Annotated in this window: 14 protein-coding genes; 3 read left to right on the forward strand and 11 right to left on the reverse strand. The window is 41.8% G+C overall.

Features of this window, described 5'->3' with window-relative positions; all coding sequences use genetic code 11:
- Positions 1 to 86 precede the first annotated feature (86 nt).
- A complete protein-coding gene (gene aroQ / locus Q0C15_RS04790; protein WP_297216905.1) occupies positions 87 to 521 on the reverse strand; it encodes a type II 3-dehydroquinate dehydratase in 435 nt (144 codons plus the stop codon).
- A 204-nt stretch (positions 522 to 725) separates the two neighbouring features.
- Here aroQ and Q0C15_RS04795 point away from each other — a divergent pair, with 204 nt between their 5' ends.
- Together Q0C15_RS04795 and Q0C15_RS04800 are read left to right on the forward strand one after the other, a co-directional pair.
- Positions 726 to 1,097, forward strand: a complete 372-nt coding sequence (locus tag Q0C15_RS04795; protein WP_297216907.1) for a cupin domain-containing protein — start codon at positions 726 to 728, stop codon at positions 1,095 to 1,097.
- 17 nt (positions 1,098 to 1,114) lie between these two features.
- Entirely contained in the window at positions 1,115 to 2,119 is a 1,005-nt protein-coding gene (locus Q0C15_RS04800) for an alcohol dehydrogenase catalytic domain-containing protein (RefSeq protein ID WP_297216909.1), read from the forward strand.
- 1 nt (position 2,120) lies between these two features.
- Here the strand turns inward: Q0C15_RS04800 and Q0C15_RS04805 are convergent, their stop codons facing one another.
- The 10 genes from Q0C15_RS04805 to Q0C15_RS04850 all read right to left on the reverse strand — a co-directional run bounded on the left by Q0C15_RS04805 (position 2,121) and on the right by Q0C15_RS04850 (position 15,946).
- Positions 2,121 to 3,587, reverse strand: a complete 1,467-nt coding sequence (locus Q0C15_RS04805) for an aldehyde dehydrogenase family protein (protein WP_297216911.1) — start codon at positions 3,585 to 3,587, stop codon at positions 2,121 to 2,123.
- Positions 3,588 to 3,591: 4 nt separating this feature from the next.
- The gene (locus tag Q0C15_RS04810) at positions 3,592 to 5,376 is read right to left on the reverse strand and encodes a thiamine pyrophosphate-binding protein (RefSeq protein WP_297216913.1); all 1,785 of its coding nucleotides are present in this window, start codon (positions 5,374 to 5,376) and stop codon (positions 3,592 to 3,594) included.
- Between the two features lie 82 nt (positions 5,377 to 5,458).
- Complete coding sequence (locus Q0C15_RS04815) at positions 5,459 to 6,772, reverse strand: MFS transporter (protein WP_297216915.1); 1,314 nt, start codon at positions 6,770 to 6,772, stop codon at positions 5,459 to 5,461.
- A gap of 446 nt (positions 6,773 to 7,218) precedes the next feature.
- The gene (locus tag Q0C15_RS04820; RefSeq protein ID WP_297216917.1) at positions 7,219 to 8,121 is read right to left on the reverse strand and encodes an ABC transporter ATP-binding protein; all 903 of its coding nucleotides are present in this window, start codon (positions 8,119 to 8,121) and stop codon (positions 7,219 to 7,221) included.
- Positions 8,118 to 8,981: a hypothetical protein gene (locus Q0C15_RS04825; protein WP_297216919.1), complete on the reverse strand. Its 864-nt coding sequence runs from the start codon at positions 8,979 to 8,981 to the stop codon at positions 8,118 to 8,120. Before Q0C15_RS04825 ends, Q0C15_RS04820 begins: the two co-directional genes overlap by 4 nt.
- Positions 8,978 to 9,823, reverse strand: a complete 846-nt coding sequence (locus Q0C15_RS04830) for a hypothetical protein (protein ID WP_297216921.1) — start codon at positions 9,821 to 9,823, stop codon at positions 8,978 to 8,980. Before Q0C15_RS04830 ends, Q0C15_RS04825 begins: the two co-directional genes overlap by 4 nt.
- Positions 9,824 to 9,838: 15 nt before the next feature.
- On the reverse strand, positions 9,839 to 13,381 hold the full coding sequence (locus Q0C15_RS04835) for a PEGA domain-containing protein (protein WP_297216923.1): 3,543 nt from the start codon (positions 13,379 to 13,381) through the stop codon (positions 9,839 to 9,841).
- A 166-nt stretch (positions 13,382 to 13,547) separates the two neighbouring features.
- Positions 13,548 to 13,715: a hypothetical protein gene (locus Q0C15_RS04840; RefSeq protein ID WP_297216925.1), complete on the reverse strand. Its 168-nt coding sequence runs from the start codon at positions 13,713 to 13,715 to the stop codon at positions 13,548 to 13,550.
- A gap of 427 nt (positions 13,716 to 14,142) precedes the next feature.
- Positions 14,143 to 14,928 (reverse strand): NAD(P)-dependent oxidoreductase, encoded by a 786-nt coding sequence (locus Q0C15_RS04845; RefSeq protein ID WP_297216927.1) that lies wholly within the window; start codon positions 14,926 to 14,928, stop codon positions 14,143 to 14,145.
- Between the two features lie 31 nt (positions 14,929 to 14,959).
- The gene (locus Q0C15_RS04850) at positions 14,960 to 15,946 is read right to left on the reverse strand and encodes a glycosyltransferase family 2 protein (protein ID WP_297216929.1); all 987 of its coding nucleotides are present in this window, start codon (positions 15,944 to 15,946) and stop codon (positions 14,960 to 14,962) included.
- 161 nt (positions 15,947 to 16,107) lie between these two features.
- On the opposite strand from Q0C15_RS04850, the gene Q0C15_RS04855 reads away from it, so the two are divergent.
- On the forward strand, positions 16,108 to 16,403 hold a 296-nt coding region (locus tag Q0C15_RS04855), incomplete at its 3' end, for a hypothetical protein (protein ID WP_297216931.1).

Here is a 16,403-nt window from a genome sequence, read left to right on the forward strand (position 1 = left end):
AACGCGGAGAGGAAAGTTATGCGATCTCTATTCAGCAAATAATTTCTAATAAAAATCTTATTTTCTCATAATTTCATCCCGCGCGCTCAGCAGTATTCTACAGCCGCCCTAAGTCCAAGGAGATAACTTCCCACACCAAAGCCAGTTATCTGACCTTTAGCTATTGGCGCTATGACAGAGGTATGCCTAAATTCCTCACGCGCATGGATATGCGACATATGCACCTCCACTATGGGTACCTTAAGTATTGCCAGAGCATCCCTTATTGCGTAGCTATAATGGGTCCATGCACCGGCATTTATGACTACTGCATCGATATTCTCCAAAGATGCTTGATGAATGCGCTCGCACATCTTACCCTCATCGTTGGTCTGGAAAAATTCCACTTCCACCCCAATATCCTTTGCAAGATCTGCTATCTTCCTGTTTATCTCATCCAGTGTGATCGTTCCATATACCTCAGGATCCCTTCTGCCGAACATGTTTAAGTTCACTCCATGAAGAATGAGTATTTTTTTCATGATTGTTAAGTTGATACGGAATATTTTAAGGTTGTCTCAAACAGGATAGATTTGATTGCTGAACTTGATATCAATATTATAGATCATAGATAGTCAGTGTCAATCAATGGACAACATAAAATACGGACTCGGCCAGATATTACATTCTAACAGGTTATAATTAATAGTAATATAGGAACATCAATTGAAATATATGGTGATACAATGGAAATAAAATTAATAGATCCAATAAAGGACGGAAAGAAGATATGGCTCGGAGACAAGGAAGGATACATCAGAAAGGTTTTCAGGGCTATCGATAAGGAACTTTGCAATTCGCAGTATTTTGTCTCAGGGATAACTTATTTCGAGCCTGGAGAGTCGTCTTCGATGCATAATCATCCTCAGTCGGAGGAGATAGATTTCGTGATACAGGGTGAGGGTCTTGTGTTGAGCGGAAATGAAGAAATGAAGTTCAAAAAGTTTGACTACATGTTCATCCCAAAGGGTGTAATGCATAGGCATGTTAATACGGGCAATGAAACTCTGATACTACTCTGGGCTTATACGCCTCCTGGTGAACTTCCAAAGGATTGAGATAATCGTGAATGATTATGTGGCAGATCATTTATCATCCTGCAACAGGCAATTTTGAGAAAATATCGGCTGATTTATCTCCTCTTAATGGATCTTTCATAAGGATAAGACCTGACTACATCGGCGTTTGTGGTTCTGACAAATCTATACTCGCTGGAAAACGTAAAGTATACGATGGCCTCATATTGGGACATGAAATAACTGGAATCATATCTGAGGGCAAGGGACTCGATCTGGCAGGTGATCATCTCTCGGAGGGGGATAGGGTTGTTGTCTTCCCTAACTATTACTGCGGGGAATGCGAGGACTGTCGTCATGGGCATTACAATACATGCAGGAATAAGATTAGCATAGGAGTTACCGCACAAGGTGCTCTGCAGGAATTTTTTGATCTCAATCCAAAATTCGCCATCCGCGTTGATGAACAAATAGATCCAGAACTTGCCCCCTTGATCGAGCCCATGGCCGTCGCAGTTCATGCGATCATGAAGTTCAGCGATAGGCATAAACGTATGATTGTAATAGGCGGCGGAAGTGTGGGTATATCCTCATATGTTACAGCTAAATGCTTGGGGTTTGATGATGTTAGGATCGTAGAGAAGGTAGGAATAAAGAGGGAGGAACTAAAGAAGCATGTTGGTGATGTTTACCAGAGCATCGATGACGCTCTCGGCGTGTCCACAGGCCCGATCAATATTCTTGATACCGTAGGATCCATGGAGACTATAAATGATATTGAGAAGCTCTCGGGAGTTATAGCCTCTGGCTCAGAAGCTGTTGTAAGTGGTCTCGAATCACAGGAATACAGCCTGAATCAGGCTTATTTCGTCAGAAGGGAGATCACATTTCGTGGTTCGATTATATATACGCCACATGACTTCATCATAGCTCGTGATGTTGTTGGTAGGGAAGCCGATTTGCTTAAGAAAACTTTGACACTGGCGGATATCCACACAATGATCGAAGGGCTCAAAGACAGGATATTAAATTCTACAGATATAAAATTGATTTTGAAAATTTAATCTATTTCATATCCCAGAAAAAAGGCCTCCTATTATACGAATAGTCTATGTATATACTTTTTGTTTTTGTGTAGTTCATTATAGAGGTTAGACCGAGTTCTTCACCGAATCCCGATTCCTTATGACCGAGATAAGGAAGCGAATACTCTATTCCAGTTGGTCCCTGATTTACGAAGGTCACTCCTGCATCGATTTCGTCTATAGCCCGGAACGCCTTTCTGATGTCTGTGGTATATATGGCGGATACGAGTCCATATTTGGTATGGTTAGCCAGATCGAAAGCTTCGTCTACGTCCTTAGCAGATGTAAGAACAGCCACTGGACCAAAGATTTCATCCTGGAATAGCACGTCATCCTTGTCTACTTCCGTGAAAATCGTGGGATAGATAAAATACCCATCTGGCTTATCACTGTATTCCCTCTTATCTGTCCCAATGGCTACTCCACGGGCTATAGCATCATCTATGTAAGCCTTCACTTTAGAATATTGTTTCGATCCGGCCACGGGCCCCATTTTTACCCCTTTATCCTTACCATAGCCAACCAATATTTTCTTCGATCCTTCAATGAATTTTCTCTTGAAATCGTCATATATTTTTTCTTCGATGATGATCCTTGAGCCTGCTGTGCATCTCTGTCCGGCGTTACTGAATGATGCAAAAAGCAAACTAGAAACTGCAAGATCCAGATTTGCATCGGAGCATACAATGGCGGGATCCTTTCCGCCTAGTTCAAGTATCTGTCTTCTCTTATACCTACCGTTGATCTCAGAGAGCTTGTTTCCAACCTCCGTGCCGCCAGTGAAGGCGAATGCTTGGACTGATTTGCTGTTAAGAAGTCTCTGTGATATCATTTCTGAATTTCCGAACAGGGTATTGAATACTCCTGGAGGTATCCCAGCATGATGCAAAGCCATAGAGACCATATGGCCAACTCCAGTTGTTATGCTTGAGGGCTTGAATATAACACTGTTTCCGTGCAACAGTGCTGGTGCTATGTTCCAGAATGGTATTGAGAATGGAGAATTGAATGGACTGACAACATAGACGATGCCCAGTGGCATTCTTATTGTTCCTGCGAAGACCTCGTCCTGTTCGCTTTGAACCACATAAGAAGTAACTCTTCTACCCTCGCCGTAATAATAATAAAGTACCTTATATGCATTGTTTACTTCATTTAAAGATTCGGCTATTGTCTTTCCCTCTTCGTCAGTTATCAGGTCGGCTATATCCTGTCTATGCATGTCGATATAATCAGCAGCTCTTTTGAGGAAAGAAGCTCTTTCTGTTACATTCAACTTGCTCCAGGTTCTGAATGCGTTCTCTGCAGCAGTTAGAGCGTTGTCAACTCCTGCCTCATCAACCTCGCTATATTCGGTTACATATTGCATCGTTGCGGGATTGATAGTCCTTTTTATATTGGAGAATTTGACGAATTCGCCGTTGATATATGGATCAGCATTTATCATAGATTCACCTCCTATCGAACATATATTTTACGTTTCCTGCATAGATATCGGTTATTGACCAATGTCCTGTTATGGGTACATCTGGCTCCAGATCGGTGGGCACATTTATTACAGCGGGCATTTCAGAATTCAACGCATCCTTAACAGTTGACTTCAGATCCGATCCAGTCTTAACGTCGAATCCAAGCGCCCCAGAAGCTTCTGCTATCTTCGTAAAATCAGGGTTGTATAGTTCCTGCCCAGATCCTGTGAATGCTGTTCCTATGAATTTTTTGTTGAAATAAGACCGCTGAAGACCCTGTATTGTGCCGAAGCTCCAATTGTTCATAACCAGGAATACCACTGGAATTTTGTACTGAGCTGCGGTGAAAAGAGCAGAAATCGTAGAACTGAAGCCTCCATCACCAACTACAGCTATCACCTTTCTATGAGGTGCGCCTATCTTGAAACCGAGCGCTGCGCCTGGAGCGAATCCCATGGTTGCCAGACCACCCGGCGTTATGAAATTTAACGGATCATCTATCCTGAAGTATTGGGCTATACCATTTTTGCTCCAGCCGACATCAGTTATAAGAGATATTGCCCTATCTTCGTCGATCAGTTCCTGAAGAACTCTTATGACATAATTAGGCTTTATTCTTTCACCACCCATTTCGCATCGCATGAAATCCATATAATAATTATCTAGGTCTTTCCTGAATTCAGTATACCAGTTTGATGTCACCGCTGTTCGATCAGCAAGTCTCTTCTTCAACTCAATGACGAGATCTGACACGGTTGCTTTGGCATCGCCCAGAAGAAACATATCTTCTGAATAGTCTTTAGATCTTTCCTTCTCATCTATGTCTATACGCAGAAGATCAGTCTTCTTGAAATCAAATGTATAGCCATCTATCCAAGAGCTAGAATTCACCTCTCCGAACCTTGTACCGATAGCTATTATCAGGTCGGATTCAAGCGAAGCCTTGTTGGCATAGGGATTCCCCCATCCCCCGAGGAAGCCTAGAGATCTTTCATTATGCTCTGGAAATGTCCCTTTTCCCCCCATGGTTGTTACAACTGGAGCATTGAGCACCTCAGAAAGCTCCTCTACTTCCCTATTTGCTTCGGATAGTCTAACGCCACCTCCCGACAGAATCAGTATTTTTCTATGTTGTAATATATAATCCGCAGCTTTTCTTATAAGATCGTGTTCTGGGACAAATCTTACTTCATTAATTCTATGTTCAGCGGTAAAGTACTTGTATTTATTTGTTTTTAAAGAGAAGATATCCATAGGCACATCAACAAGCGAAACTCCTGGCCTGCCACTGAGAGAGATCGAGAAGGCACGATCCATTATCCGCTCTATATTTTCAACATGATTGACTCTCCATGCCCGTTTCACAAATGGTACATAAACGAGAAACTGTGAGAGATCCGTAACTTGATTTATCTCCTGATGTGGTCCCGCCCCCTCATAAACGGATGGGGCATCTCCAGATATCACTATGAGAGAAGAAGAATCAAGCGCAGCCGTAGCAACTCCAGTGGTGGCATTCAACAGTCCAGGACCAATATGTGTAATGACTATACCAGGTTTATGCGATGCGCGAAAATAGCCATCCGCGGCATGCGCAGCGATCTGTTCATGTCTCACGGCGATCAATTTTATATTCGTTTTTCTTATTGCTTCATAGAGACTCAGTATAGTGTGTCCGGTTAATGTGAAAACATATTCCACACCGTTTCTCACCAAATATTCGGCTATGATATCAGCTCCAGATTTCATTTCTTCTTCAGATGCCATAATCAAAGAAACCGAATTTTGTTAATATACTTGTTATCTAATACATTAAATCTTAGTGTTCAAAAAAACTTGGAACCGTCCCTCATGAGGGAACGGCCCCTTTTAGTATCAGTGGGCGATATCTTGTGACTATAACAGTTCCGACAAAGTATACTATGCCAATCAACACGAACATGTATATGCCGGGTGCATATCTGTGAGTGACGGAGAGCAGTGCACCGAATGCCAGAGGCACTATGATGCCCCATAGCGTTTCCCAGAAACCTATGTGTCCACCCCATTGACCTGCATACTCTTTAGGGACAAGGAACGAGCTGACAGCCCACTGTATTCCGGACCATCTCAGGAAGAAGAATGTTGTTGCAAGTATCTCAACGGCAAGTATAGGAGATTTCGCGAGAGCCGTGGCAAGGAGGCCGAAAGTGACTCCAAGTGAGCTCACCATGAAACCGATCTTCATGCCGATATTTGGTCCGTGTGTTCTGTTTATGTAATCAATGACAAAGCCACCGGTTATCTCACCGATGAAACCGAAGCCCCATATAAGCGCCGTGTATGCAAGTGTGAATGTCAGTGTGAAATGCCTCGCTTCATAAAGATAGAGGGGTAGCCATGTTAAGAGACCGAAGAATATACCGGCCTGAGCACCCAATCCCATCATTGATCCCCAGTAATCGCTGGTTTTGAACCACTTTGATACTGGCGCCTTGGTTTGTTCAACAGCCTTCTCCTGGTTTGAACGTATGTATTCAAGTTCCTCCTTGCTGATCTTCGGATGTTTTTCAGGTGCGTCATACAATATGAATATCAGGCTGAAGGAAAGTAAAATAGTCAGAGCACCACTGATAAGCAGCGCATATCTCCATGCAACGCTTGGCGGTATTATCAAATCCACCCCCAGAAGCAGAAGCGAGCCAAGTATGATACCGATATTCACTCCACTGTCTCCTATGGTTCCGCTTCTAGCTTTTTCTTGCCTAGGCATCCATTCTGCTGTTATCTTTGTAACTCCTGGAAAGCCAACAGCCTCCATTATTCCTAGGAAGACTCTTGCTATGACCAGATACGCTGCGGAGAATGCACCCGCTGTAATAGTCTGCACTGTACCCCATCCTAATCCGAATCTCGTCACTGCCAGCCTAGATCCATAACGGTCCAGAATATAACCCACCACTGGGTTCATTATAAGATATCCATAGGTAAATCCATCACCGATCGCGGCCTGCAGAAGTGGAGTCAGATGAAATTCCGATGTTAGCACCGGAAGCGCAGATGTTACTAGTCCCCTGTCGATGTAATCGAACGTTATGAAGCCGAAGACCATCAAGACTATTGTCCATCGTATATGTCCCACCGGTCTATTTGCATTTTTAATATTGGCTACATTTTCAGCCATAGTCTAACATGGAGCAAGGTTTATATAAACATCATTTCAAATACATTAGAGCAAATCATAGATAGGATTTATATGAAAATATAATGAATTCGCGCCATTTGGGATTCAATTATAGTTATTCATAAGGTTGCGCGTTTTATTAGTTTCCTGATTCGGATATTGATGCATTGGCGATGAAGAACATCTAATGAGCGCAATGAATATTCTAGCTTGTTTATGATAGTATCTGATTATTTCGCATTCATTTATATTTGGAACTTCTGCATTAGCTTTGTTTTGGATACTCTTAAAATGCTGTTGGTTATAATAGTCTTCGTTATATTGATAAGTTTTCTTTTAAAAACCCTACGCCCTTATCTGGATCATGGTATTGTTAATGCAAGGACTTTTCTAAATATCATAATTAATGTTGAAGTCTAATTGTTTCCATAAGTAGAGGATATACTTCATGATTCCTTATTTGTAGATGCTCTCAGAAATTTCCGATAATGATCCTCTAGAAGCAGATGATACCGCTCCAAGAGGCCGTCTCCAGTCTCTATAGCATTAACGTCGACATCCAGCATCGAAGCTATATCTTTAGGATCTGGAGGATCTCTGTCAAGACCGAAGACCAGGTAATTCCCAATTTCGATAGAACATTCTGGATGGAAAGTGACAAGATCTGATCTAACTTTGAAGATCTTTCTTTTTCGGTATTCAGTAAGTTCGGATATGATCTTTCCATAGATCAATACGAATATGCGATCGCATATATCTCTGAATTGATCAGGATCGTGGAAGGTTGAAAGAACAACTATGTCCATATCCTTGGCTTTTCTTAGAAAATCCAAAATCAGATTCGCATTATATGCGTCAACGCCGTTCAACGGTTCGTCGAGGACAACAACCTTCGGATATCCAATGAATGCAGATAAGATGGCAAAACGCTGCTTCATTCCTTGCGAAAGCGTTCCATATCTTCTATCCATGAGATCGCAGAGATTTGCGGTGATGCACAGAGACCGAAGATTCTCATCGATTTCTGAATCGGAGAGGCCGCGCATCAGTCCGATGAAACGTGCAATATTAGAGATCTTAAGGTAGGAAGGGAACTCAGGCGTTTCTACGATGCCGCTCACTTGCTGACCGCCGTAACCGAATTGGATGCGCTTGCCCATTATCGATACGGTTCCGGAGTCTGGTCGGACGAGTCCAAGTATTATCTTAAGCAGAGTGGATTTCCCTGCACCGTTGGGGCCCATCATTCCGTAGAAACCAGGTTTATCGATTTCGATCGAGACGCCGTTCAGAGCTTTTGTCTTTCCTATAGTCTTCTTCACGTCTCTAAGCTCAAGGATCGCGGTCATATGACATCCCTCCAGGAATATATAGATATGGAGATCGTCAGGAAAACGCATGTATAAACGATCAGCGTGAACGCCTGCAGAAAGAGGTATGTAAACGGTTCGGGTGCAATCGTTCCTGGATTTCCAAAGGGGAGCAAATTCACGTTGGAATAGATCCCGGATATGGCCGAAACATCGTTGTTGATCAGGAACACGGGCGATGGCATGCCGAACAGGTCAAACGCCAGATCTAGAGAGGAAAGTATGACAAAGTATGCGGTGAATACGATGATGACCGAGACCAGAACCCTGGCCGTGGCCATGGCAGCAAACAGCGTGACGGCAGATATTGCAAGTACGATGAGAAAGATGAGCAGCATAGAGATGTACGCCTGCACCGGTGGAAGCGTCCTGGATCCACCGGATACAGAAGCTACACTGAAGAGGAAGTACACCATCACCAAGGCATAAGATAAAAATGCGCTTGCTGCGTATCTTGAAAGCGCATCGACATAGCGTGGGACGGGAAGGGATCCAAGAAGATATCTGGTTCTGCTCTCCTGATTTCCCGCAACTATGAAGGCCGTTATCATAGAAGCGACGAAGACGATGATCGCCTGGAACGGTATTGACCACAGATAGTATGAGATTAGTATGTGTTCCGATCCGCTTATTCTGTGCAGTATATATGAAGCACTTCTGACCGGAAAATCAGAAGAATAGGACAGGGAGAAGTTAATATATGCCATGATGGCTGAGAGTATAACGATCAATACAATGGAGAGATGGAATATCCTGGAGAAGTATGTTTCGTTCAGATAGAATCTGGTCAGATGAATGAACTTCGATATATTTGAAGAACGTATTCGCTTAGGGATCATAATACATTACCGTTTCTGTACTGCTGGATGAGATTCCAGTATGAGGACAGGAATGATAGGAAGGAATAGAATGAACCGGTGAATATGATCTCGATGGTCGATTGACCGATAGTTTTCATCGGCAGCGGAGGTACCATATATTGCAGAAGCAGCAGTTCGTAATATTCCATGAACTTTGTCATATTGCCTGTGGACGTGAAGTGTATTCTTAAATAGGTCCGATCTCCAGTGTGGTTCACTGCGGCGGATGCAATGCCGTTTCCGACATAATTTAGGAATATGGATATCTCTGCGCTTTCGTTGAGATCTCTCAGCGCCTCCGATGATCCATTTATGCCCATCCGATATGAATATATAGCTGACTCTACGGCGGATAGATTGCCCATGACCACATTTCCATCGATATTATCCGAGATATAGATTCTCCCAATGTCTGGGCCATTATTATTCCAGCTCAGCAAGTTTATGGCCCTGATCTCGTGCTCAGATAGATTCTTTAAGGAAATATTCGATACGCTGAATATCTCTATATTCATAAAAGTGGAGAATAAGCTGACCGTTACGTTTCCCGTACTTATGTATCCGGAGAGCTTTGCCCTTGCCAGGATCAGATCGGTTATGCTGTACGGCAGGATGAGGCCTAGACTCCCGTTCCTGACGAATGCGTATGCCTGCTGATGATCCTCATTAAGGAATATGAGCGAGGTATCGTTTGTCGGGATGAGATACTGTGAGCTTAGATTCCGCATGGGATGGTAATTGTAAACCACCACCGCGTCTGCCGTGATGGTGGTCGTAACCACTGCCAGTGTGATGATGATCATCACCAGCCTGCTCAGCATCTATGCGACACCAGCTTATCTGCGCCTCCTGTAGTAGATCGCAGCGACTGCAGCCACTACGACTACTATGGCGAGGATTCCCGCTATAAGATAGATATCGAAGTAGCTGATCTTCGGAAGCTTCGTCTTTATGGGTGTCGGTGTTGGTGAGGGTGGAGGAGTACTTACGGTCGACGGTACGTATACCCATCTCAGCTGCGGATCTCCGTTGACGCCGTATACGACAAGATAGACGCTGTAATTCGAGTTTATCACTATGCTGAAATCCTTATACTGCGTGCCGTTGATGTATACCTTGCTGTTGAGAATGTCGGATATGGTTGCATTCTTTAGATACTGGAGCGGTACCTGGATCACTATGCTTCCACTGGTTGCGGTATAGTTTAGGACTATGGAATCGTTCACATTTTTCGGTGTGGTCACGGTGGCATTGTAGCCATAGGCGTTAATCCCAGAATTCGCAGCTGTGGATGTCGGTGCGGGCTCCTTGACCAGCTTAAGCGATACATTTGTTTCAGTGCTGGATACGTTGATCGTTATGGAAAGCGGATAATAGCCGTTCTCATATGCAGATACCGTGTATGTACCGTATGGAACCGTGGCAGAGAAATATCCGGTGAGGTTGAGCGCTGCAACGGTTCCATTGATCAATACCGATGGGCTGTCGGAGGCGTTGAACGGCATCATATTTCCGTTTATCACACCATATCTGGATATCTTCTGAAGAGCCAGGTTCACCGACGTCGTCTTTCCCTGTGATATGTTCACCTCAATGAGCGCTGTGCTGTATCCTGATGCAAATGCACTTATGTAATACAATCCCGGGCTCAGAGACTGATTGAAGTAGCCGTTTGAAACGGGTATTGATACACCGTCTGCAGATATGTGGGCGTAGGAAGGATCGACGAAGCCCTGAAGATATCCGTACGAAGATATTGGCTTCATGTATACGGTGACATGGTTCGTGGTCAGGGGAGCAACGTATACGAAGTTGGAGTATGGATAATACCCGGCTTTGCTGACATTTATGTAATAGAAGCCTGGAGTAACCGTTTCTGTGGCATTTCCGTTTGTCAGTATTATGGGTTGTCCGTTCAGAGTTACGGTTGAGTTTGCATATTCATCGGTTATGATCAATGTTCCAACGTCGTTTGTGCGGTTTGTCAATACCGATATCGTTCCATATATGAGGTTGGATACGTATATGAGACCGTTCTGAGATACGGCTGTCGATATAGGCCCTTCACCCACGGTGACGTTTCCGATCAGTTCCATGCTGGATGCATTGATGAACGATACCTGTCCCGAGACGTATGTATGGCCGCTGGCATTCGATGCAGTGGCAAAGTCATCAGTGATTATCATATCCATAGATTGCACGTAGTATGCAGACGTGATTATCCTGAAGATCGAATTTGTTGAATTGAAGATCGGATAGAAGTCTTTGAAATTAGCATTGTTAAAGACTGCGAAACCTTCGTATGTCGGTATTATTATGAAATCATGGATCGGATCATATGTGATCGTGATCGGTACCTGATCGACGTACCAGCCAGGGGAAATGGATGAAGGATAGGTGACGTTTTTTACGACGGTGGTTCCGGATATCTCGGAGAAGGCACGGGTACCAGGGCTTATGCTTGTGTAGTATGCCACGTAGACCATACCGTTCGTGGTATTATACGTTAATCCTCCAGCAACTCCAACACCGTTTGAGGAGAGCCCCAGCTGAATGAATGATCTCGCATCGCTTGTCATATTGATGTATTCAAGTTCATCATACACCCCATTGATCTGGGAAATGAGAGTCAGCGATATGTATATCGAATTGTCCACCGGATCGTACAGGGCAGACGTGGCCATTGCTGGGAACCTGAATTGGGATTGAAGAACACCGGATTCGTTTATGACGCTAATACCTTCTTTTGGCAGCATCTGGAAAGTCCCGTTTAATATAGACGTTCCATCTATTTCGATGACGGAATCGGTGTAGATATCGACCGCATACACGTGTCCATTGTGTGAATCGTATACCAGAGATGTTGGCAAACCATGGGTGTCTATGGATCCCACGAATTTCTCATTGGTGGAATTGTAGACCAGTATCAGGCCTTCAAGGGGATCGGATACGTAGAGATATCCGTTCATGTCATCGATGACGCTGGAGAAGGGTGTGCTAGTAAAATGATCAGAATATGTGCTGAATGACGAGGTTATACCGGTCACCGTTCCCCTAAATGAATCTGTCAGAAATGCGGTGCCGTTCATCGAATCGAATGCCATGAAGAGGGGCAGCATACTGAATTCATGGCTGAAAACTATGCTTGACGTTGACGGATCTATGACCTTAAGATCGCCTCCGAAGATCTCGGCAAGAGTCGCATTGTATGAGAACGTTTTATTGTGAATTATGTCGTATATCGAATTGAATATGTCATGCATGAGGCTAGTGTTGAAATCGGATACTGCATAGTCGTATCCATTGTAACTGTTCATATAATTGTATATCGTTCCATACCCGATTGACACATTTCTGATGCTTGAACCGATTATGGTGAGATTCTGGCTGAGAGGGCCTGTTACGAAAATCTGATTATCATAATATGAGACGGAGTCTGCGAACCCGCCGATGGTGTAGTTCGTTATGAGTGCGAAGTTCTTCGCGTTAAAGACCTGCACAACGCCGACATCCCTGGTCAGATTCGTTTTACTTACATTGTTGAAGCCTGCTGGCTGCGCCGCATATAGATAGTCGTTGTATGGATCATAGGCCATGGATAGCACGCCTGCCGTTGTGCTTCTTGATACGTATGATACGGCTTGAGTTCCAACTATGGATGCTATAGCACCGTCCATGGAGACATAAACCGTCCCGTTCATGGTGTTGTACGTAAGGGCCAATGGCAGTCCATCACTGCTGTTAAGCGGTATATTGGATATGACTTTGGAGAGACTGGGGCTCACGACACTTATCGAATCATTTGAAGAACTTGAAATGTATAGATATCCATTCACAGAATCGTACAGCACCCACGTTGGAGAGGAGATCTCCAGAGGGATGGTGGATACTACGGTGTTGTGCGTGGCATTGACCACAATTAATGTACCATTTAGATCGCTCTGAACGTTCCTGGCGTTCACGGATCCCTGCTCGATCGCAGCCACATAGATATTGCCGTTCATTCCATCATAAGCGGCACCTGTTATTCCGAAGAAATTCGTTCCAATGTTATTTCCGCTGTAGATATTATTATTCAGCGTGTTTATGGTGTTCACAAGCAGTGGTGTATTTCCATCACCGGAGGATGATCCATACGGGCTGCTGGCCATATATCCAGAATTTATAATGGATTCAATGATTGATGATCGGTAAACGGGGCTGATGATGCTATAAAGTGTATTATACTTATTATTATGAACAGACGGTGTATATACATCAGCCAGATCATATTTCGTGTTTTTCGAATGGCTCGTATGGATCAGACCCACTCCTGCCAGTGAAAACGTCAGCAGAGTCATTACCACGATCAGCAGAACAGAAAACTTTTTAACATTCATATTGAGCGTACGGGCTTGCTTTATATATCGGTTGTTTAGTATGACAGATTACATAATCTTAAAATATTAAAATATAAAAATTTTAGATTATTGATAGAAAAACGCCTCATAATATAATAGGTATTGTTCATCAATCAATATCTATATGGCATTTGTTTGATGTCCTTCACCTTATAACTCCGAGATAAATCTTGTCGTCTTTCTGATAATATCCAATGATATCACCCTCCTTGACGTCAAGAATTTCTGCAATTCTTTTCGTTATGGATACTCTCAACGTACTGTTGGTCATGGTAGCTTTTGATACATCTATGAGTCTTCCCTCAACAGCCATTAACCGAAATCTGTAAAATGTATTAAAACATTATTATAATATAGTTTATTACCAATTTAAAAGTCTTGCAAAAGTTATAATAAATGCACTAATTGAAATACGCATAAATTTAGATTGCACATTGAGTCTTTAAGCCCGAGACGCCGAAAAACTATCTGTCTATTTATTCATTAATTTTCTATACACATCCATCTATTCTTTCCAAATATGGGTTTCATGTTAAGAACGAATTATGTCTGTTCAATGCAAGTATGGAAAAAGATCAAAATTTTAATATATAACTGTGGACGATGATATTTTCAATCTAATACCGAGTTTTCATATCCCATCTAATAAAAATACAAGTAAATATAAAAATATACCGTAGATATGATATATAGAAATGTAAATTTTAATTCAGGGTATATATGTATTTTCATATGAAATGTTATCTTTGAACATCATTTTTATAGTCAGATTTAATGAATTCTATCACCTTTTTAATCCCTACATCAAGCGGCGTTGGATCCTTAACGATCGTATTCAATGCAATCAGCTTCTCCGCTTCCGGTAATATATAATTCTCATGCCTCACCTTTAAGCGTTTTCCGGTAATATGCTCTATAAGGGAGATAAGATCATTTACGGATGTCCCCTTCCCAGAACCTACTTCATATTCTCCGCTTCTATATTTTTCATTCAGAAGCCTCTCTATGGTTTTGGGGACATCCCCAACGTAGAGGAAATATCTTATATGACTGCCATCTCCATAAACCACAGCTTCTTCATCGAACAGAGCAGCTTTTGTGAATAGATAAACTGCCCCTTTTCTGGAACCATCCCCATAAATGTTGAAGAATCTTAGGATATAGTATTTAAGACCGTAGAGTTTGCCATAAAGTTTTATCCATTCCTCGGCTTGTTTCTTCGCTAATGAATATGGATTGGTTGGTTCTGCGGTCGATCCAGAACTCGGAAATATAAATACACTGTCATTCTTCCTTGCGATCTCCAGGAATTTCAGAACCAATGCCAGATCGTCCTGAAAATAATCATACGGCATCTCTATGGATTTTCTGATTAGTCCTCTTGCAGCCATATGCACTATTACATCAAATTTCGCATCTGGGAAAGAATCGCCTATATCATATCCATATACCTCATATTTGTTACTGAATTCACTATAAATATGAGAGCCGATAAATCCTTTGTGACCAGTTATGAGAAACCTCATATAGGTATATAATTACCTATAATAAACATCTTTACATAATTTGTCCTGTCTCATAATATCCAAGCATACGGTTATAATGTATATAATGGGCTTTTGTAGGCATAAAAAACTTGAAAATAAGAAAAATCAGCCATATCGTATCTGATAATATGCCATATCGAACCCATAAACGGACAAAGGCGAATATAATCTTTACTGGAAAATTTCTCTCTTTTGTCATGAATAAAAATATTATATATTCATGCAGAAAGATATAATATATTAAGTCCTTGGTATCAGAATTTTTGCAATAATGCAGAAGGGATTTTAAGGAGTCAGTACTTGATCTAAAAAATCTTGCTTTAGTATTAAAATATGCAGGCATATCATCCTTTATAGTTGTCAAGCTTGGATGCAGCCTATAAAGGGTAAGCTTATCAGAGTCGCAAAGTATGCGATATGCCTTAGCCAAAGCATAATAAAATGTAATTTTATCAAAACTCGCCTGCATCGTTTCATAGAGAGGTTTCAACTCTAGAGCTAATTTCCTTGACATTGAAAAACAGCTCATATACCATTCAGCCCTTGCCTCTCGTATTTTCCTTATCATGTTTTTGAAATTTGATATATCTATAATGTATGAATAATGGCTCGTAGAATCGACTCTAAGACGGGATCCATTTTCCTTAATGAAATTGATATCATTATGATACAACTCTATTCCGTTGGATAATTTACTGTATATTGTCTCAAGCTTATTGCTTTCGAACAGATCGTCATCATCAAGAAAACTTATAATTTCACCATTAGCTTCATCTATGCCGCGTGCCATCTTCTGGCCAAGGCTCTTGCCATTATATAATATATTTTTTATATTCCACTTACTGCAGAAAATATCAATATCCTCATCAACAAAATTCTTGACCAGTATGATTTCATAGCTCTCACGATCAAAGCTTTGAGCCAGAACACTTTCTATAGCGGATTTAACATAAGTTCGTCTATCATGAGCAGAGATAATAACGGATATCTTTATCATTGAACTATCGATTCTATAATACCGTTGCTCAATGAAAATGTTTTCTCTCAGTTTATTCATTAGTTTCAAATAGAAGATAACTAACGACTTGAGTCTTTGCTCTTTGAAATTCGTATCATCTGTATTGCATAGGTTTAAGAATTATTTTAATATAAGTTTCTGTGAAAGCTATCGTTTTGGACGACTTCTGGGTTAAAAGTGGCACTCAGGTATTGGCATCTGATGTTATCAAGGTTCTGAACGATATTGGTTATGAAGTCGATGTTCTCACTAATAAAAGCTCCAAATTTATACCTGAAGGTGTACGTAATATAATTTATCTTGATCATCCGAAGAGAGAACAGAAAAGCAGGAAAGATATATTGTATAATATTCGAAGTCTCAGAAAACAGATATCCGATTTTGATTTTACTTCATATGACATATCGTTCAATAATAGACCGAATATCTATCTTAT

This window comes from Thermoplasma sp. (genome assembly GCF_023256435.1).
Taxonomy (GTDB): Archaea; Thermoplasmatota; Thermoplasmata; order Thermoplasmatales; family Thermoplasmataceae; genus Thermoplasma.

Excerpts from the sequence above, each read along its gene's own strand:
- aroQ (WP_297216905.1), bottom strand. The coding sequence starts at position 521 with ATGAAAAAAATACTCATTCTTCATGGAGTGAACTTAAACATGTTCGGC.
- Q0C15_RS04795 (WP_297216907.1), top strand. The coding sequence starts at position 726 with ATGGAAATAAAATTAATAGATCCAATAAAGGACGGAAAGAAGATATGG.
- Q0C15_RS04800 (WP_297216909.1), top strand. The coding sequence starts at position 1,115 with ATGTGGCAGATCATTTATCATCCTGCAACAGGCAATTTTGAGAAAATA.
- Q0C15_RS04805 (WP_297216911.1), bottom strand. The coding sequence starts at position 3,587 with ATGATAAATGCTGATCCATATATCAACGGCGAATTCGTCAAATTCTCC.
- Q0C15_RS04810 (WP_297216913.1), bottom strand. The coding sequence starts at position 5,376 with ATGGCATCTGAAGAAGAAATGAAATCTGGAGCTGATATCATAGCCGAA.
- Q0C15_RS04815 (WP_297216915.1), bottom strand. The coding sequence starts at position 6,772 with ATGGCTGAAAATGTAGCCAATATTAAAAATGCAAATAGACCGGTGGGA.
- Q0C15_RS04820 (WP_297216917.1), bottom strand. The coding sequence starts at position 8,121 with ATGACCGCGATCCTTGAGCTTAGAGACGTGAAGAAGACTATAGGAAAG.
- Q0C15_RS04825 (WP_297216919.1), bottom strand. The coding sequence starts at position 8,981 with ATGATCCCTAAGCGAATACGTTCTTCAAATATATCGAAGTTCATTCAT.
- Q0C15_RS04830 (WP_297216921.1), bottom strand. The coding sequence starts at position 9,823 with ATGCTGAGCAGGCTGGTGATGATCATCATCACACTGGCAGTGGTTACG.
- Q0C15_RS04835 (WP_297216923.1), bottom strand. The coding sequence starts at position 13,381 with ATGAATGTTAAAAAGTTTTCTGTTCTGCTGATCGTGGTAATGACTCTG.
- Q0C15_RS04840 (WP_297216925.1), bottom strand. The coding sequence starts at position 13,715 with ATGGCTGTTGAGGGAAGACTCATAGATGTATCAAAAGCTACCATGACC.
- Q0C15_RS04845 (WP_297216927.1), bottom strand. The coding sequence starts at position 14,928 with ATGAGGTTTCTCATAACTGGTCACAAAGGATTTATCGGCTCTCATATT.
- Q0C15_RS04850 (WP_297216929.1), bottom strand. The coding sequence starts at position 15,946 with ATGATAAAGATATCCGTTATTATCTCTGCTCATGATAGACGAACTTAT.